Source organism: Acidovorax sp. 1608163, from assembly GCF_003669015.1.
Classification (GTDB): domain Bacteria; phylum Pseudomonadota; class Gammaproteobacteria; order Burkholderiales; family Burkholderiaceae_C; genus Acidovorax.
This window is the reverse complement of sequence record NZ_CP033069.1, coordinates 3752736-3769247: the sequence shown is the minus strand read 5'-3', so window position 1 is coordinate 3769247 and position 16512 is coordinate 3752736. Positions and strand designations below refer to the sequence as shown.

The following is a 16512-nucleotide window of genomic DNA, read 5'->3' as shown; positions in this document are numbered from 1 at the left end:
TGTGCACTGATTTGGGTCGCAGCGCTCATGTATCAAGCGCTGGCAGCTCTGCAATTTTCAGGTACTTCATTCTGAATTGTGATCAAGTAGTTCCATTTTTTTGCTATCCAGCCCGATGGGATTGGCGGATATTGGCGCAATCTTTGCGTAGGTTCTCTTGCGCGGATCTGTTTTTCTGCACCCCCTTCACCTTTGCGAGTCGCCATGTCTGCCACCCCTGCCATCACCCCTCTTGTGTCCGAAGTCGATCAACTGCTGCAACGCCTGGGCGTGCCCCGCGCCGCCTACACCGGCGGCACGCTGGCGGCGCGCTCGCCCATCACGGGCGAGGTGCTGGCCCAGGTGCCACAGCAAAGCCCGACTGATGCCACCGCTGCCATCGGCCGCGCGCATGCGGCCTTTTTGGCATGGCGCAATGTGCCCGCACCGCGCCGGGGCGAGCTGGTGCGCCTGCTGGGCGAAGAGCTGCGCGCCGCCAAGGCGGACCTCGGCCTGCTGGTGACCATCGAGGCGGGCAAGATCCCGTCCGAGGGACTGGGCGAGGTGCAGGAGATGATCGACATCTGCGACTTTGCCGTAGGCCTGTCGCGCCAGCTGTACGGCCTGACGATTGCCACCGAGCGCCCCGGCCACCGCATGATGGAAACCTGGCACCCGCTGGGCGTGTGCGGCGTCATTTCGGCCTTCAACTTCCCGGTGGCCGTGTGGTCGTGGAACGCCGCATTGGCGCTGGTGTGTGGAGATTCGGTGGTGTGGAAACCTTCTGAGAAGACCCCGCTCACCGCCCTGGCCGCGCATGCCATCGCCCAGCGCGCCATCGCCCGTTTTAGCAGCGATGCACCCGAAGGCCTGCTGGAGCTGATCGTGGGCCAGCGCGACATTGGCGAGGTGCTGGTGGATGACGCCCGTGTGCCCGTGCTGTCGGCCACGGGCTCCACCGCCATGGGCCGCGCTGTGGGCCCGCGCCTGGCAGCGCGTTTCGCGCGCGGTATCTTGGAGCTGGGCGGCAACAACGCGGCCATCGTGGCTCCCACGGCTGATTTGGACCTGGCACTGCGCGGCATTGCCTTTGCCGCTATGGGCACGGCGGGCCAGCGCTGCACCACGCTGCGCCGCCTGTTTGTGCACGAGAGCATTTATGACCAACTGGTGCCCCAGTTGGCCAAGGTGTACGCCAACGTGCAGGTGGGCGACCCACGCACCGCTGGCACGCTGGTGGGCCCGCTGATCGACCGCATGGCTTTTGACGGCATGCAAAAGGCGCTGGAGCAAAGCCGTGCGCTGGGTGCCACGGTGCACGGTGGTGGCCGCGTGGAAGGCATCGGCGGTGCCGATGCCTACTACGTGCGCCCCGCACTGGTGGAGCTGCAAAAACACGAAGGCCCCGCGCTGCACGAAACCTTTGCGCCCATCCTGTACGTGGTGCGCTACGGCACCATTGACGAAGCCATTGCCATGAACAACGCCGTGGGCGCGGGCCTGTCGTCGTCCATCTTCACGCTCAATGTGCGCGAGGCCGAACAGTTCATGTCGGCAGCAGGCTCGGACTGCGGCATTACCAATGTGAACATTGGCCCCAGCGGCGCCGAGATTGGCGGCGCGTTTGGCGGTGAGAAGGAAACGGGCGGTGGGCGCGAAGCGGGCTCGGACAGCTGGAAGGCCTACATGCGCCGCGCGACGAACACCATCAACTACTCCACCGCGCTGCCTCTGGCACAGGGCGTGACGTTTGACGTGTAACCCACGCGCTGGCAGCTCCGTTCATGTTGATTGCTAAGGACTCACACCCCATCGTCATTATTGGCGGTGGTGTCATCGGCAGTGCCATTGCGTACTTTCTCACGCTGCAGCAGCCGGGCTGTGAGGTGGTGGTGGTCGAGCGCGACCCGACCTATGCGCGCGCTTCGTCGGCGCTGTCGGTCAGCTCAATCCGCCAGCAGTTTTCCACCGACATCAATATCCAGATATCGGCCTACGGCATCGGCTTCTTGCGCAACGTGGGCACGCTGCTGGCCTGCAACAGCGATGTGCCCAACATCGGTCTGCACGAAGGCGGCTACCTGTACCTGGCCACCCAGGCGGGCGAGGCCACGCTGCGCGAGAACTATGCACTGCAAATGCAGTACGGTGCCGATGTGGCGCTGCTCAGCCCGCAGCAACTGGCAGAGCGCTTTCCTTGGCTGGCGCTGCAGGACGTGGTGCTGGGCTCGCTGGGCCTGTCGGGCGAGGGCTGGTTTGACGGCTACCTGCTGTTGACCGCGCTGCGCAAAAAGGCGCAGAGCCAGGGCGTTCGCTATGTGGCCGATGAGGCTGTGGGGCTGGACACTGCGGCCAGCGACGGCGTGTTGCATGTGAACGCAGTACGCCTGCAAAGCGGCGCCGTGCTGCCTTGCCGCTACGCCGTGAACGCCGGTGGCCCCTGGGCGGCAGCCATCGCGGGCTGGGCGGGAATTGATTTGCCCGTGGTGGGCAAGCGCCGCACAGTCTTCAACCTGGCCAGCCCAGCCGAGCTGCCGAGCTGCCCACTGCTCATCGACACCAGTGGCATCTGGCTGCGGCCCGAGGGCAAAGGCTTCATCTGCGGCTTTGCGCCCGACGCCGACAACGACGCCGACTTTGCCCCGCTAGAGCCCGAGTACGACGCGTTTGACAACCACATCTGGCCCGCGCTGGCCGAGCGCATTCCTGGCTTTGAAGCGCTGCGCATGCAGGGCGCCTGGGCGGGCTACTACGAGATGAACACCTTCGACCACAACGCCATCGTGGGCCTGCACCCGGCGTGCGACAACCTGGTGTTTGCCAACGGATTTTCGGGCCACGGCCTGCAGCAGTGCCCTGCGGTGGGGCGTGGCCTGTCGGAGTGGATGTTGACGGGCGGCTACCAGAGCCTGGACCTGTCGCCGCTGTCCATCGAGCGAATTGCGCTCAACGCGCCGCTGCTCGAAAAGAATGTGATCTGAGCACCATAGTTACTGCCAGTTTTTCCTCACCCTTTTCTCAACCTGCCAACCACAAAACATACGGAGACAACGACATGGCAATTTCCCGCAAGACCTTCACAGCGCTCGCTGCAGGCCTGGCCCTGGCCTGCATGGCCACGGCCCCCGCGCTGGCGCAGACGGTCACCCAGCCCACGCTGGAGAAGATCAAGGCATCTGGCAAGGCCGTGCTGGGCGTGCGCGAGACTTCGCCGCCCATGGCCTACGCGTTGGGCGCCAACGACAAATACGTGGGCTACCACGTGGAGCTGTGCGAGCGCGTGCTCAAGGAAATCGCGCCCGAAGCCAAGCTCGAATACATGGCCGTGACGGCGCAAAACACCCTGCCACTGGTGCAGAACGGCACGCTGGACATTGGCTGCGGCCCCACCACCAACAACACTGCGCGCCAGCAGCAGGTGGCGTTTGCGGTGACCACCTACGTGAGCGAAGTGCGCATGGCAGTGCGCAAGGATTCGGACTTGAAGTCCATCGGCCAGCTCGCGGGCCGCACCATTGCGGCATCCACCGGCACCACCGCCGTGCAACTGCTGCGCAAGCAAGAGCGCGCGCTGGGTGGCGCGCCCATCAAGACCGTGCTGGGCAAGGACCACCATGAGAGCTTCTTGCTGCTTGAAACCGGCCGCGCCGACGCTTTTGTGCTCGACGACAACCTGCTGGCCGGGATGATTGCCAACTCCAAGGACCCCTCGGCCTACCGCATCGTGGGCGAGCCGCTGGGTGCCGAGCCGATTGCGCTGCTGTTCCGCAAGGATGACCCCACGTTCAAGGCCGCAGTGGATGGGGTGTTGACCCGTCTCATGCAAAGCGGCGAGATGGAAAAGATCTACACCAAGTGGTTTGTAAACCCCATCCCACCCAAGAACATGAGCCTGAACCTGCCGCTGGGTACCACGCTGCGCCAGCTGTTCGCCACCCCCAACGACAAGCCCCTGGAGACTTACCAGCAATGAACGCTCCCATCCCCGCCACGGCCTTCCGCGCGGCCGACCGCCTCGGCGCCATCGGCATCTCGGAAATCGTGCGCCTGACGCAAGAGGCCAACCAGCTCAAGCGCCAGGGCCAGCCCGTGATCGTGCTGGGCCTGGGCGAGCCCGACTTCGACACGCCCGCGCACATCCTGGAGGCCGCGCAGCAGGCCATGGCGCGGGGGGAGACGCACTACACGGTGCTGGACGGCACGGCCGAACTCAAGGCGGCCATCCAGCACAAGTTCAAGCACGACAACGGGCTGGACTTTCAGCTCAACGAGATCACCGCAGGCGCGGGTGCCAAGCAGATCCTCTACAACGCGCTGATGGCCTCGGTGAACTCTGGCGACGAGGTGATCCTGCCCGCGCCGTACTGGACCTCGTATGCCGACATGGTGCTGATTGCGGGCGGTGTGCCCGTGGTGGTGCCCTGCACCGAGGCCAACGGCTTTCGCATCACGCCCGAGCAGCTGGAGGCGGCCATCACGCCGCGCACGCGCTGGGTGTTCATCAACTCGCCCTCCAACCCCAGCGGGGCCGCCTACAGTGCCGAGCAGCTGCTGCCCGTGCTGGAAGTGGTGGAGCGCCACCCGCAGGTGTGGCTGCTGGCGGACGACATCTACGAACACATCCTGTACGACGGCCGCGCGTTTGCCACGCCCGCCGCCGTATTGCCCTCGCTGCGCGAGCGCACGCTGACGGTGAACGGTGTCTCCAAGGCCTATGCCATGACGGGCTGGCGCCTGGGCTACGGCGCAGGCCCCAAGGCACTGATTGCAGCCATGGCCGTGGTGCAGAGCCAGGCCACGTCCTGCCCGTCGTCCATCAGCCAGGCGGCTGCCGTGGCGGCGCTGACGGGGCCGCAAGACGTGGTGCGCGAGCGCTGCCAAGCGTTCCAGGACCGGCGTGACCTGGTCGTGGCCGCGCTCAATGCTTCGCCAGGCTTGCGCTGCCGTGTGCCGGAGGGCGCGTTCTACACCTTTGCCAGCTGCGAAGGTGTGCTGGGCCGTACCACACCGGGCGGCATGCTGCTGCGCACCGATGCCGACTTCTGCGCCTACCTGCTGCGCGAGCACCATGTGGCCGTGGTGCCCGGCGGGGTGCTGGGGCTGGCGCCGTACTTCCGCATCTCTTACGCTGCGTCCACGGCTGACTTGCAAGAGGCCTGCGCACGCATCCAACGCGCCTGCCAGGCCCTGTTCTGATTCTGAATTTCTGACCCGATACCGTTGATATGAACACGACCTCACTCACCCCACGCACCGGCGGCCAGATCCTGGTGCAGCAGCTCATCACCCACGGTGTACAGCAACTGTTTTGCGTGCCTGGCGAAAGCTACCTGGCTGTGCTCGATGCCCTGCACGATGCCGAAATCGGCGTGACCGTGTGCCGCCAGGAAGGTGGCGCGGCCATGATGGCCGAGGCGCAGGGCAAGCTCACCGGCCAGCCCGGTATCTGTTTTGTGACGCGTGGGCCCGGCGCCACCAACGCGTCGGCCGGTGTGCACATTGCGCACCAGGACTCGACGCCCCTGATCCTGTTCGTAGGTCAGGTGGCGCGCGGAGCGATGGGGCGTGAGGCGTTTCAAGAGCTGGACTACAGCGCGGTGTTCGGCACCATGGCCAAGTGGGTGGTGCAGATTGACGACCCGGCGCGTGTGCCCGAGCTGATCTCGCGCGCCTTCCATGTCGCCACCTCGGGCCGCCCTGGCCCCGTGGTGGTGGCGCTGCCCGAAGACATGCTGACCGAGGCCGCTACCGTGGCCGATGCGTTGCCCTACCAGGTGACGGAGACCCACCCCGGCGCAGCGCAGATGGCCGAGCTAGCGCAGCGCCTGCAAGCCGCCAAAAATCCCGTGGCCATCCTGGGCGGCAGCCGCTGGTCTGAGCAGGCGGTGCGCGAGTTCACCGCGTTTGCCGAAGCGTGGTCCATTCCGGTGTACTGCTCGTTCCGCCGCCAGATGCTGTTCCCGGCAACACATGCCTGCTACGGCGGTGACCTGGGTCTGGGCGTCAACCCCAAGCTGCTGGCGCGCATCAAGGCGTCGGACCTGGTGCTGGTGGTGGGTGGGCGGCTGTCAGAAGTGCCCTCGCAGGGCTACGAGCTGTTCGACATTCCCACCCCCGCGCAGCCGCTGGTGCATGTGCATGCCGATGCGGATGAAGTGGGCAAGCTGTATCGCCCCACCCAGGCCATCCACGCCACGCCGCAGGCTTTCACTGCTGCGTTGAATTCTGTGCGGCCCACGGCGGCAGTGCCCTGGAAGGCGCACGCTGAAGCGGCCCATGCCGAGTACCTGGCCTGGAGCGACACGGCGCCCATCCGCATTCCTGGCAACCTGCAAATGGGCCAGGTGATGCAGCACCTCAAGGAAGTGCTGCCCGCCGACACCATCTTCTGCAACGGCGCGGGTAACTTCGCTACGTGGATTCACCGCTTCTGGCCCTTCACCACCTACGCGAGCCAGCTCGCGCCCACCAGCGGGTCGATGGGCTACGGCCTGCCCGCGGGTGTGGGCGGCAAGCGCTTGTGGCCGCAGCGCGAGGTAGTGATCTTTGCGGGCGATGGCGACTTTTTGATGCACGGTCAGGAGTTTGCAACCGCCGTGCAGTACGGCCTGCCCATCATCGTGGTGCTGCTGGACAACGCCATGTACGGCACCATCCGCATGCACCAGGAGCGCGAATACCCGGGCCGCGTGAGCGCCACGCAACTGAAGAACCCCGACTTCAAGGCCTACGCCCAGGCCTTCGGCGGCCATGGCGAGCGTGTGGAGCGGACGGAAGACTTTGCCCCCGCTTTGGCGCGCGCCCGTGCCAGCGGCCTGCCCAGCGTGCTGCACTGCCTGATCGATCCCGAGGCGATCACGCCCACGGGCACGCTGCAGGGCATTCGCAGCGCGGCGCTGGCCAAGCGATAAATTGATTTATAGAAGTTTAAAAATTACTGATTAATCAACTTCTATGAATAATTTGCCGATGCCAAATTTTGGCTTGATGGGTGTTTTTGATTGAAAATATTCATAGATTTGCTTTAAAAGTGAATTTGGCTACCATCTATGAATGCCAAAGCAAAACACCAGCCCTGCCGAGTACCCGCAGGCCGTCCTGCAGCAGATTGAACGGCTAGGCCAGCACATCGCCATCGCCCGCAAGCGGCGGGGCGAGACGCAGGCCCAATGGGCTCGGCGGCTGGGAGTCTCTCAGCCCACCATGGCACGCATTGAGCGGGGTGATCCGTCCGTGGCCATGGCCAGCTATGTGATGTGCGTGTGGCTGGTGAACCCGGCGGTGGCGGTGGCCGATGTGATTGCGCCGCAGAACGACCATGCCGCGCTGGAGCGGGAGGTCACGCGCGTCCGTGGCCCGCGCAAAACAGCCAAAGATGCGGTGCGCCCCGGCGCCAGCACAGCGGCCACGCCTGTGTCATCTCGCTCCGTCCCTGCTGCGGCAGTCGGGCTGGCTGCGCTCATGCAACCTCGCCCTGCCAAGGCCCCGCGATGAAGCCGGGCGTGGGGGTGAATGCCCGCAGCTATGTGCCGCAAGACCAGCTCTATCTCTGGGCGTTGGTGAACCCCGCGCAGCCCACCCTGGTGGGCGAGTTGCGTTTGTCCCAGCTCGTGGCCGACTGCGCCACTTTTCGCTATGCCGAAGGCTGGTGGCATTTTCCGCTGAGTGAAGACTTGCCCTTGGTGCCAGGGCAGGCGTTCACCGCAGGTGAGCGAAGCAGTGCGCCCGGCGCCATTGACGATGCCCGGCCCGACCGTTGGGGCGAGCGCATCATCCGCCATGTGGACCGGCCCGCGCGCCTGTCCATTCTGGAGATGCTGCTGTTTGCGGGCGATGACCGGTTTGGCGCGCTGGGTGTTTCGGTCTCTGCAGATCGGTACGTGCCTCGCGCCTTGGGCCCCTATCCCCAACTGCGCGACTTGGCGCAGCTGAGCGCCGCCATGGAAGACCTGCAAACCCAGGCCCCGGTCACGGCTGAGATGCAGCGCCTCATCCAGCCCGGTGTGACGCTGGGCGGTGCACGGCCCAAGGCCCTGCTGCAAACCGATGCAGGGCCTTGTGTCATCAAGTTCAGTGAGTTGGATGATGCGGTGGACACGCCGCTGGTGGAACACGCCACCATGACGCTGGCTGCGCAGGCAGGCATCCGCGTGGCGGCTACCGGCGTGCTGCCTATCCCAGCCCGGCATGGCAAGGCGCGCCATGCGTTGACCATTGAGCGCTTTGACCGTGTGGGTGGCTACCGTCTGCATTGCCTGTCGGCCCGCACAGCGCTGCGAGCTGCGCGGCTGCCCGAGAGCTACAGCGCGCTGGCCACCGTGCTGCTGCGCCTGGCCCACCCCGACACGCAAGTGGCGCAGCGTGAAGAGCTGTTCAAGCGCATGGTGTTCAACATCCTCATGGACAACACCGACGACCATGAGCGCAACCACAGCCTGCGCCTGGGGCTGGATGGCTACTATGAACTGACCCCTGCCTACGACGTAGTGCCCACGATGCAAAACCTCGGCTACCAGGCAATGTCTGTGGGCTTGGCTGGCGCGGATTCCAGCCTCGAAAATGCGTTGACTGAGCTGAGTGAATTCGGCCTCAAGCGCGCGCGGGCTGTTGAACTCATCCGGCAGGTGGTGCGTGTGGTCGATGGTTGGCTAGCCCACTTTGCACGGCAAGGCGTGGGCCGCACCGACATGGAGCTGCTGCATGCCAGCATTGACCGAGAGGCACTGCGAGCCCAACGCCGGGCCTTTGCCTGAGAGCCTGTTTGCGGTTTGTGGTTTGCAAGGGGCGTGCGCCGGGTGGTTCGAGCCGGTGCAAGTTGGGTGGGCTAAGCGGGCAAGATGCCCGATGGCCGCAGCGTCTGCACCAGCAACGCCTGCAGCCGGTCTACGGCTTTGGCTCCGCGCGAGGCGCGGCTGCGGTACACGGCGACCTCCATGGGGGCCAGTGGCCCCAGGCCATGTTCGGTGCCCAGCACCTGCAACTGCGGCGGCACGCTGCAGTGGGTGAGGGCGGCCACCGCCAGGCCGCTCTCCACCGCTGCAATCTGCCCGGCCAGGCTGGAGCTGTGATAGACCACCTTGTAACGCCGCCCTTGCTGTGCCAGCGCCTGGATGGCCCCGCGCCGCGCCAGGCTGGCGGATTCGTACACGGCAATGGGCAGCGGGTCGCGCGCCCACACATCGAACTGAGCTGAGCTCACCCACACCATGGGCTCGTGGAACAGCAGCATGCCCCGGCGTGCATGGTCGCGTGAGATGAGGGCCAGGTCCAGATCGCCGTTGGCCACGCGTGGGATCAGCGCGGTGGACTGCTCGCAGTCCAGCTCAATCTCCACCCCGCTGTGGCGCGGTGCAAAGCGCTGCAGCACGGGCGTGAGGTAGCGGGCAGCGTAGTCATCGGGTACGCCCAGCCGCACGCGGCCGGTGAGGGGCGCGCCGTGCATGGCGTCCTGTGCTTCGGCGTGCAGTGCCAGAATGCGGCGCGCGTAACCCAGCAGGGTTTCGCCCTGTGGCGTGAGGTGCTGTTTGCGTGCGTCACGCTCCAGCAGGCGGTGGCCTACGGCGTCTTCCAGCTTCTTGAGTTGCATGCTGACGGCGGATTGCGAGCGGTGCACCTCAGCGGCTGCGCCCGACAAAGAGCCCGCGTCCACCACCGCCACCAGGCATTGCAGCCAATCGAATTGCAGGTCTCGGTACGTCATGGGATGTATTCGATATTCGAACGGATGGGTTTTGAATAATGCGCTTTGCTGGCGATGATAGGCGGCCCACACTGCCGCCATGCGTTCATTGGCCTCTCGTCTCTTGGCTGTGTCTGACCGCCCTGGCTCCTTTGGGTTGCCTTCGGTGGTGTCGGGCACCTTGTGGTTCCTGCTGGGCAATGCGTTGCTGGGCAGCATTGGTGTTTTTGTGCACGAGGCGCAGGCTGCGCCACTCACCACCACCTGGTTTCGGTGTGCCTTCGGCCTGATCGGGCTCACGCTGTGGATGCTTTGGCGTGGGGCATGGCGCGACCTGTGGGTGGGTTGGCGCGCATTGCCCTGGGTGTTGCTGCTCAGTACCGGCATGTTGGCCAGCTGGTGGCTGTTCTTTACGGCCATGCACCATGTGCCTACGGGCATGGCGGTGGTGCTGTTCCATGTGCAGCCCTTGTGGCTGCTGTTGCTGGGGGCCTGGTGGCTCAAAGAGTCGGTATCGCGCCAGCGCTTGGCTTCTGTGCTGTGCGCCATGGTGGGGCTGGTGCTGGCCACGGGCGTGCTGCAGGGCAAGGCCGCTGCCAGCCCGGGCAGCTATGGGCTGGGTGTGGGGTTGTGCCTGCTGGGGGCGCTTTTCACCGCAGGCGTGACCTTGGTGGCCAAGCGCTTGCAGGCCCTGCCCGTGGGGGTGTTGGCCTGGTGGCAATGCGCGCTGGGCACTGCGGTGCTGTGGCTAGAGCCCTGGCAGCAGGGCTGGCCCGCCTGGGGGGCGGCCTGGGGGTGGTTGGCTGGGCTGGGTTTGGTCCACACGGCGTTAGCCTATACGCTGATGTATGTCGGCATGGCCCGCTTGCCCACAGCGCGTGTGGCGGTGCTGCAGTTTGCCTACCCTGTGGTCGCCATTGGCATGGATGCGGTGTATTTTGACGAGCCACTGCGTGCGCTGCAGGTGCTGGGTGTGGCACTGATGCTGGGTGCCATGGCCTTGGGAGAGCGGCGCAACGCAGCGCGTTGACCGTTGCAGGCCCATGCGTTGGGATGTCAGCAGCCTGTCTTGCCTCCGCGCAAAATAGACGGCGTGACCGCTGAACCCTCCGCAAAGCCCACCGCCGATACCGCTCCTACTGACGCCCCTGCGCCTGTCGGGCGCCGCCGCATTGCGCACCTGGACATGGATGCGTTCTATGCCTCGGTAGAGTTGTTGCGCTACCCGCAACTCAAGGGGTTGCCTGTGGTGATCGGGGGCGGGCGGCGCAAGGTGGATGACTTGCTGTTGCAGAACCCCGATGGCTCGGGGCCCAGGGAGCCATGTTTCATTCCTGTGGAGGACTTCCCGCTGCTCAAGGACTATGTGGGCCGGGGCGTGATCACCACGGCCACGTACGCGGCGCGGCAGTTTGGTGTGGGCTCGGCCATGGGCATGATGAAGGCGGCCAAGCTGTGCCCGCAGGCGATTGTGTTGCCGGTGGATTTTGAAGAGGTGCGCAAGTATTCGCGCACCTTCAAGAGCGCCATCACCGAGATCGCCCCGGTGATGCAGGACTGGGGCGTGGACGAGGTGTACATCGACTTCACCGATGTTCCCGGTGGCCAGCGCGAAGGCGGGCGGGTGCTGGCGCGGCTCATTCAGAAAAGCATTTTTGAAAAGACGGGGCTGACCTGCTCCATCGGCGTGGCGCCCAACCGGCTGCTGGCCAAGATGGCCAGCGAGTTCAACAAGCCCAACGGCATTTCCATCGTTTACGAGGAAGACCTGCAAAGCAAGGTCTGGCCGCTCAATGTGCGCAAGATCAACGGCATTGGCCCCAAGGCGGGCGAGAAGCTGGCGCGGCTGGGGATAGAGACCATTGGGCAACTGGCGGCGCAGGAGGAGCAATGGTTGATGGGGCATTTTGGCCAGTCCACCGGGGCCTGGATGCACCGCGTGGCCTGGGGCCGCGACGACAGCCCGGTGGTGACCGAAAGCGAGCCCGTGAGCATGAGCCGTGAAACCACGTTTGACCGCGACCTGCATGCCGTGCGCGACCGGGCCGAGTTGTCGCGCATCTTTACCGACCTGTGCCAGCGCGTGGCGCAGGACCTGCAGCGCAAGGGCTATGTGGGCAAGACGATTGGCATCAAGCTGCGCTATGAAGACTTCAAGACCGCCACGCGAGACCATACGCTGCCCGTGGCCACCAGTGATGCGGCCCTGATCCGGCGCACGGCGGGGCAGTGCCTCAAGCGCGTGCCGCTGGACAAACGCTTGCGCTTGCTGGGGGTGCGGGTGGGCACTTTGCAGCCTGCCGATGTCGAGGTGACGGAGTCCAAAGTGGGGGCTGCCCTTACCGTGCCAGCGCCCAAACCACGCCAGCGAGATGTGCACACGGCCCCTCTTTTTTGAATTGTCACCACAAAGTCAAATTCGTGTAACAAGTGGTTAAACTTGACGGGTATCAACCTGCGGCGCCGTGAATGAAGTGGTTGCGGCACAGGGCGCATGGAGCGGGTGCCTTGGGCCAGGAGGCGTTGGCGGTACAGACAAGAGAAGGAGACCGCATGCGCATCAACTTGCCCGTCACGCAGCAGCCATACGATTTTTCGGGCGATGAGTTGCTGGTGTCATGCACCAACACCAAGGGCGAGATCACGCATTGCAACCCGGCCTTTGTGCGGGTCAGCGGCTACCGCTACGAGGAGCTGATGGGGCAGCCCCACAACATCATCCGCCACCCCGACATGCCCGCCGCCGCCTACAAGGACCTGTGGCGCACCGTGGGCCGGGGGGAGCCCTGGACCGGCTTGGTCAAAAACCGCTGCAAAAATGGCGACCACTATTGGGTGCGGGCGAACGTCACGCCCATCATGGACGCCGGACGTCCCCGTGGCTACATGTCGGTGCGCACCAAGCCCACAGCGCAAGAGGCCGCTGCGGCTGAAGCCTTGTATGCGCAAATGCGGGCCGATTCCGCATCGGGCCAGGAGCGCTTTCGCCTGGAGGCCGGAGAGTTGCATGGCGTGGGTGTGCGTGGTGTGGCGCAGCGGCTGGGGCGCTTGTCCCTTACCCAGCGCATGGCGCTGATGTTGCTGTGGATGGCACTGCTGGTCTTGGTGCCCGATGCGCTGGGCTGGCAAGGCGTGGAGGCGGTGGCGGCACGGGGCGCGATTTTGCTGCTGGCTGCGGGTGCTGTTTTGTGGCGCTTTCAGGTGGCCGTGGTGCAGGGCCTTGAAGAGGCCAGCCGTTTTGCGGCGGACATCTCGGGTTGCAACCTCACGTCCACCGTGCGGGCCGATTACCCGCAGCCGCTGCAGGGCCTAGTGCACCGCCTGCAGCAAACCCAGGTGAACTTGCGCGCCGTGGTGGGCGATGTGCGCACGGAGGTACACCACTTCACCGAAGCTGCGGCAGAGATTGCGCAAGGCAGCCACGATCTGTCGGCACGTACCGAATCGCAAGCGAGCAGTTTGCAAGAGACTGCAGCGTCCATGGAAGAGCTGGCCAGCACCGTGCGCCAAACAGCCGACACGGCGGCCAAGGTTTCGCAAGAAAGTGCGCAAAGCAGCCAGATTGCCGCAGACGGTGGGCATGCGGTGCACGAGCTGGGGGAGGCCATGCGGCAAATGCAGCAGTCGTCGGCCAAGATCAATGAGATCGTGGGGTTGATTGAGGGCATTGCGTTTCAGACCAATTTGCTGGCGCTCAACGCCGCCGTGGAGGCGGCACGCGCAGGTGAGCAGGGCCGTGGCTTTGCGGTGGTGGCGGGCGAGGTGCGGGCCCTGGCGCAGCGCAGCGCTGGTGCGGCCAAAGAGATCAGCGGCCTCATCCATGTCACTGTCAACCAGATTGCCAGCGGAGCGCAGCAGATGGACCATGCGGGCGCCACCATTGGCGGGGTGGTGGATGCGGTGCAGCGCGTCAGCACGCTGGTGCAGCAAATCACTGCTGCCACCAAGGAGCAGGCCATTGGCATTGCGCAGGTGAATGAGGCCGTCACGCAACTCGACACCGTGACGCAGCAAAACGCCGCTTTGGTGGAAGAGTCCACCGCGTCTGCCCAAAACCTCAAGTCCAGCGCACACGCGCTGGGGTTGTCAGTCGATGTTTTTAAGATGAATTGAGCTTGAATCTTTTCCGAATTGTTTCTTGCTAAACCATGGCCCTGCAAAGCACAAGGCCTTGTGGTTGAAAAGCGTCCGATTGGCACAACGGGCGCGATGTGAGCGATTGCTTTAGGTCAATGGCGGGCGGTTGCGCTGCATTTGGCATGCCCGCAAAAGGGCGTTCTCTGGCACCTTGGAGGGCTGTTGCATCTACTAACAACTGCCGGATGCACAGATCCTCCAGCCTTCGCCGACCATGCGTACCAACCTCCCTGTCTCCCACAAAGAGTATTTCTTCCCTGAGTCTCAACTGCTGGTGTCCACCACCGACGCCAAGGGCTGCATCACCCACTGCAACACGGCGTTTGCCGAGGTCAGCGGCTACAGCTACGACGAACTCATGGGCCAGCCCCACAACCTGATTCGCCACCCCGACATGCCGCCGGAGGCCTTCAAGGACATGTGGGCCACGGTGGGGCGAGGGCGCCCGTGGTCGGGCATCGTCAAAAACCGCCGGGCCAATGGCGACTATTACTGGGTGGAGGCCAACGTCACGCCCATCCTCGATCACGGCAAGCCTGTGGGCTACATGTCGGTGCGCTTTCGGCCCACGCGCGAGCAGGTGGCGGCGGCCGAGGCGCTGTATGCCAAGGTGGCGCAGCAGCGTGAGAGCGGGCGCCACACCTTCAAGCTGCATGCCGGGCGCGTGCGGCCCCTGGGCTGGCGTGATCTGCTGGGGCCGCTGCACCGCATCACCCTCACGCAGCGGCTGGCGCTGGGTGTGGCTGCAGTGCTGGGTGTGGGGGCTTTGCCTGCGGCGCTGGGCATGACCGGGGGGGTTGCCCTGGCAGCGCAGTGGGGGCTCTCTGGCACGGCGGCGGCAGGCCTGCTGTGGTGGTTTCACTGGGGTGTGGCCAGTGTGCTCGATGAGCTGGATGACTTTGCAGGGGCTTTGGCGGCCTGCAACCTCAAGTCCAGCATGATCAAGCCGCACCCGCATGTGCTGGGTTCGCTGATCCGCAAGGTGTGGCAGGTGCAAGTCAACCTGCGCGCCGTGATTGGCGATGTGCGTGCCGAGGTGCAAGTGTTCACGCAGGCCACGACGCACATCTCGTCCAGCGCACAAGACCTGGCGGCCCGCACCGAAGACCAGGCCAGCAGCCTGCAGGAGACGGCGGCATCCATGGAGCAGCTGGCCAGCACGGTGCGCCAGACGGCCGATGCGGCCCGCCAGATTGCCGTGCAGAGCCAGCAAAGCAGCGACATCGCCCAGCAGGGCAGCGCAGCCGTCAGCAGTGCCAATGCCTCGATGCAGGCCATTGAGACGTCGTCGCGCCGCATGGAGGACATCATCGGCATCATCGAAGGCATTGCCTTCCAGACCAATATCCTGGCCCTCAATGCCGCAGTGGAGGCCGCCCGCGCCGGGGAGCAGGGCCGGGGCTTTGCGGTGGTGGCGTCAGAGGTGCGCGAGCTGGCCCAGCGCAGCGCGCAGGCCGCACGCGAGATTCACCAGCTCATCAGCGAATCGACCGGGCAGGTCAGCAGCGGCGCTGACTATGCGGCGCAGGCGCAGGCCACCATTGCCAGCGTGGAGCGATCAGTGCGGCAGGTGAGCCACCTGATGACGCAGATCACCAGCGCCACAGGGGAGCAGTCGATTGGCATTGCCCAGGTGAACGATGCCGTGAACCGGCTCGACAGCGTGACCCAGCAAAACGCCAACATGGTGGACCAGACGGCCGCCGCTGTGGGCGTGCTGAGCGACCGCACCAAGACGCTGTCGCGTGCGGTGCAGGTCTTTCACATGGATGTTTGAGGACAGGCCAGGCCGTGCGATGGGCTGGCTGCGGGCATCGCTTGCATCGCTGCGGGCGCGGGTAGCAGCAGGCCTGGTGCCCCAACGTTTTACTGCCGCGCCGTGCGCACGTTGGCCGGCAGTGCCTGGGGGTGGCTGGTGCGCAGGGGGTTGATGTCCAGCCCGCCCCGGCGCGTGTAGCGGGCATACACCATCAGCTTGATGGGTTTGCAGCGCGTCCACACGTCCATGAAGATGCGCTCCACGCACTGTTCGTGGAACTCGTTGTGGTTGCGAAAGCTCACGAGGTATTGCAGCAGCCCCTCCTGGTCGATCTGCGCTCCGGTGTAGCGGATCTGCACGCTGCCCCAGTCGGGTTGGCCGGTGACCAGGCAGTTGCTCTTGAGCAGGTTGCTGGTCAGCACCTCGGTCACCGGGGCTTCGTCAAACTGGGCTGTGAGCAGTTCGGGCGCGGGCTGGTAGTGGGTGCATTCCACGTCCAGGCGGTCCAGGCTCAGGCCGTCCAGCTCGTGCACGGGCTCCTGGTCAAACAGCTCGGGCGCAATCAGCTTGACCCCCACGGTGGCGGGGTGCGGTGCGCCGCGCCACGCGGCCTCGCTGATGTCGGCGCGCAGGCGCGCCTGCACCTCACTGGCTTCGGCAAAGCGGGTGTTGTTGAAGCTGTTGAGGTAGAGCTTGAAGGACTTGCTCTCGACGATGTTGGGCGACTCGCACGGGATGGTGAAGTGCACCAGCGCCACCTGGGGCTTGCCGCGCAGGTTGAGCCAAGACACCTCAAACGCCGTCCACAGGTCGGCCCCGAAAAACGGTGGCGCATCGGCAATGCCGATCTCGGCCCGCTTGCCCGCGCGCGGGATGGGGAACAGCAGCGTCGGGTCGTACTGGTCGGTGTAGGCCGAGGCCTTGCCCAACTGGGATTGTTCAGGGGTGTTGGTCATTT

General features: G+C 65.0%; 13 protein-coding genes. 11 read left to right on the top strand and 2 right to left on the bottom strand.

Features of this window, described 5'->3' with window-relative positions; all coding sequences use genetic code 11:
• Nucleotides 1-204: 204 nt before the first annotated feature.
• From EAG14_RS16795 to EAG14_RS16765, 7 genes are all read left to right on the top strand, one after another.
• Nucleotides 205-1740, top strand: a complete 1536-nt coding sequence (locus EAG14_RS16795; protein ID WP_121729559.1) for an aldehyde dehydrogenase family protein — start codon at nt 205-207, stop codon at nt 1738-1740.
• A gap of 23 nt (nt 1741-1763) precedes the next feature.
• A complete protein-coding gene (locus tag EAG14_RS16790; protein WP_121729558.1) occupies nt 1764-2960 on the top strand; it encodes an FAD-binding oxidoreductase in 1197 nt (398 codons plus the stop codon).
• A 74-nt stretch (nt 2961-3034) separates the two neighbouring features.
• The gene (locus tag EAG14_RS16785; RefSeq protein ID WP_121729557.1) at nt 3035-3952 is read left to right on the top strand and encodes an amino acid ABC transporter substrate-binding protein; all 918 of its coding nucleotides are present in this window, start codon (nt 3035-3037) and stop codon (nt 3950-3952) included.
• Nucleotides 3949-5175 carry a pyridoxal phosphate-dependent aminotransferase gene (locus EAG14_RS16780; RefSeq protein WP_121729556.1) on the top strand — a complete coding sequence of 409 codons (1227 nt, stop codon included), beginning with the start codon at nt 3949-3951 and terminating at the stop codon, nt 5173-5175. Before EAG14_RS16785 ends, EAG14_RS16780 begins: the two co-directional genes overlap by 4 nt.
• Before the next feature lie 29 nt (nt 5176-5204).
• A complete protein-coding gene (locus EAG14_RS16775; RefSeq protein ID WP_121729555.1) occupies nt 5205-6890 on the top strand; it encodes a thiamine pyrophosphate-binding protein in 1686 nt (561 codons plus the stop codon).
• A 142-nt stretch (nt 6891-7032) separates the two neighbouring features.
• On the top strand, nt 7033-7473 hold the full coding sequence (locus tag EAG14_RS16770) for a helix-turn-helix transcriptional regulator (RefSeq protein ID WP_121729554.1): 441 nt from the start codon (nt 7033-7035) through the stop codon (nt 7471-7473).
• The gene (locus EAG14_RS16765) at nt 7470-8732 is read left to right on the top strand and encodes a type II toxin-antitoxin system HipA family toxin (RefSeq protein ID WP_121729553.1); all 1263 of its coding nucleotides are present in this window, start codon (nt 7470-7472) and stop codon (nt 8730-8732) included. Before EAG14_RS16770 ends, EAG14_RS16765 begins: the two co-directional genes overlap by 4 nt.
• A 71-nt stretch (nt 8733-8803) precedes the next feature.
• Here EAG14_RS16765 and EAG14_RS16760 read toward each other — a convergent pair whose 3' ends face one another.
• Entirely contained in the window at nt 8804-9679 is an 876-nt protein-coding gene (locus EAG14_RS16760) for a LysR family transcriptional regulator (RefSeq protein WP_099658135.1), read from the bottom strand.
• Between the two features lie 79 nt (nt 9680-9758).
• Between EAG14_RS16760 and EAG14_RS16755 the strand changes: the two genes are divergently transcribed.
• The 4 genes from EAG14_RS16755 (at nt 9759) to EAG14_RS16740 (ending at nt 15572) form a co-directional block, all read left to right on the top strand.
• Nucleotides 9759-10688, top strand: coding sequence for a DMT family transporter (locus tag EAG14_RS16755; protein ID WP_121729552.1), 930 nt, complete (start codon nt 9759-9761; stop codon nt 10686-10688).
• 156 nt (nt 10689-10844) lie between these two features.
• Nucleotides 10845-12056: a DNA polymerase IV gene (locus EAG14_RS16750; RefSeq protein WP_240457068.1), complete on the top strand. Its 1212-nt coding sequence runs from the start codon at nt 10845-10847 to the stop codon at nt 12054-12056.
• A gap of 155 nt (nt 12057-12211) precedes the next feature.
• Nucleotides 12212-13771 carry a PAS domain-containing methyl-accepting chemotaxis protein gene (locus EAG14_RS16745; RefSeq protein WP_121729551.1) on the top strand — a complete coding sequence of 520 codons (1560 nt, stop codon included), beginning with the start codon at nt 12212-12214 and terminating at the stop codon, nt 13769-13771.
• A gap of 238 nt (nt 13772-14009) precedes the next feature.
• Nucleotides 14010-15572, top strand: a complete 1563-nt coding sequence (locus EAG14_RS16740) for a methyl-accepting chemotaxis protein (RefSeq protein WP_121729550.1) — start codon at nt 14010-14012, stop codon at nt 15570-15572.
• A gap of 89 nt (nt 15573-15661) precedes the next feature.
• Here EAG14_RS16740 and queF read toward each other — a convergent pair whose 3' ends face one another.
• Nucleotides 15662-16510: an NADPH-dependent 7-cyano-7-deazaguanine reductase QueF gene (queF, locus tag EAG14_RS16735; RefSeq protein ID WP_121729549.1), complete on the bottom strand. Its 849-nt coding sequence runs from the start codon at nt 16508-16510 to the stop codon at nt 15662-15664.
• Between the last annotated feature and the right edge of the window lie 2 nt (nt 16511-16512).

Coding starts and splice junctions, on each gene's coding strand:
- EAG14_RS16795 (WP_121729559.1), top strand. CDS start 205: ATGTCTGCCACCCCTGCCATCACCCCTCTTGTGTCCGAAGTCGATCAA.
- EAG14_RS16790 (WP_121729558.1), top strand. CDS start 1,764: ATGTTGATTGCTAAGGACTCACACCCCATCGTCATTATTGGCGGTGGT.
- EAG14_RS16785 (WP_121729557.1), top strand. CDS start 3,035: ATGGCAATTTCCCGCAAGACCTTCACAGCGCTCGCTGCAGGCCTGGCC.
- EAG14_RS16780 (WP_121729556.1), top strand. CDS start 3,949: ATGAACGCTCCCATCCCCGCCACGGCCTTCCGCGCGGCCGACCGCCTC.
- EAG14_RS16775 (WP_121729555.1), top strand. CDS start 5,205: ATGAACACGACCTCACTCACCCCACGCACCGGCGGCCAGATCCTGGTG.
- EAG14_RS16770 (WP_121729554.1), top strand. CDS start 7,033: ATGCCAAAGCAAAACACCAGCCCTGCCGAGTACCCGCAGGCCGTCCTG.
- EAG14_RS16765 (WP_121729553.1), top strand. CDS start 7,470: ATGAAGCCGGGCGTGGGGGTGAATGCCCGCAGCTATGTGCCGCAAGAC.
- EAG14_RS16760 (WP_099658135.1), bottom strand. CDS start 9,679: ATGACGTACCGAGACCTGCAATTCGATTGGCTGCAATGCCTGGTGGCG.
- EAG14_RS16755 (WP_121729552.1), top strand. CDS start 9,759: ATGCGTTCATTGGCCTCTCGTCTCTTGGCTGTGTCTGACCGCCCTGGC.
- EAG14_RS16750 (WP_240457068.1), top strand. CDS start 10,845: ATGGATGCGTTCTATGCCTCGGTAGAGTTGTTGCGCTACCCGCAACTC.
- EAG14_RS16745 (WP_121729551.1), top strand. CDS start 12,212: ATGCGCATCAACTTGCCCGTCACGCAGCAGCCATACGATTTTTCGGGC.
- EAG14_RS16740 (WP_121729550.1), top strand. CDS start 14,010: ATGCGTACCAACCTCCCTGTCTCCCACAAAGAGTATTTCTTCCCTGAG.
- queF (WP_121729549.1), bottom strand. CDS start 16,510: ATGACCAACACCCCTGAACAATCCCAGTTGGGCAAGGCCTCGGCCTAC.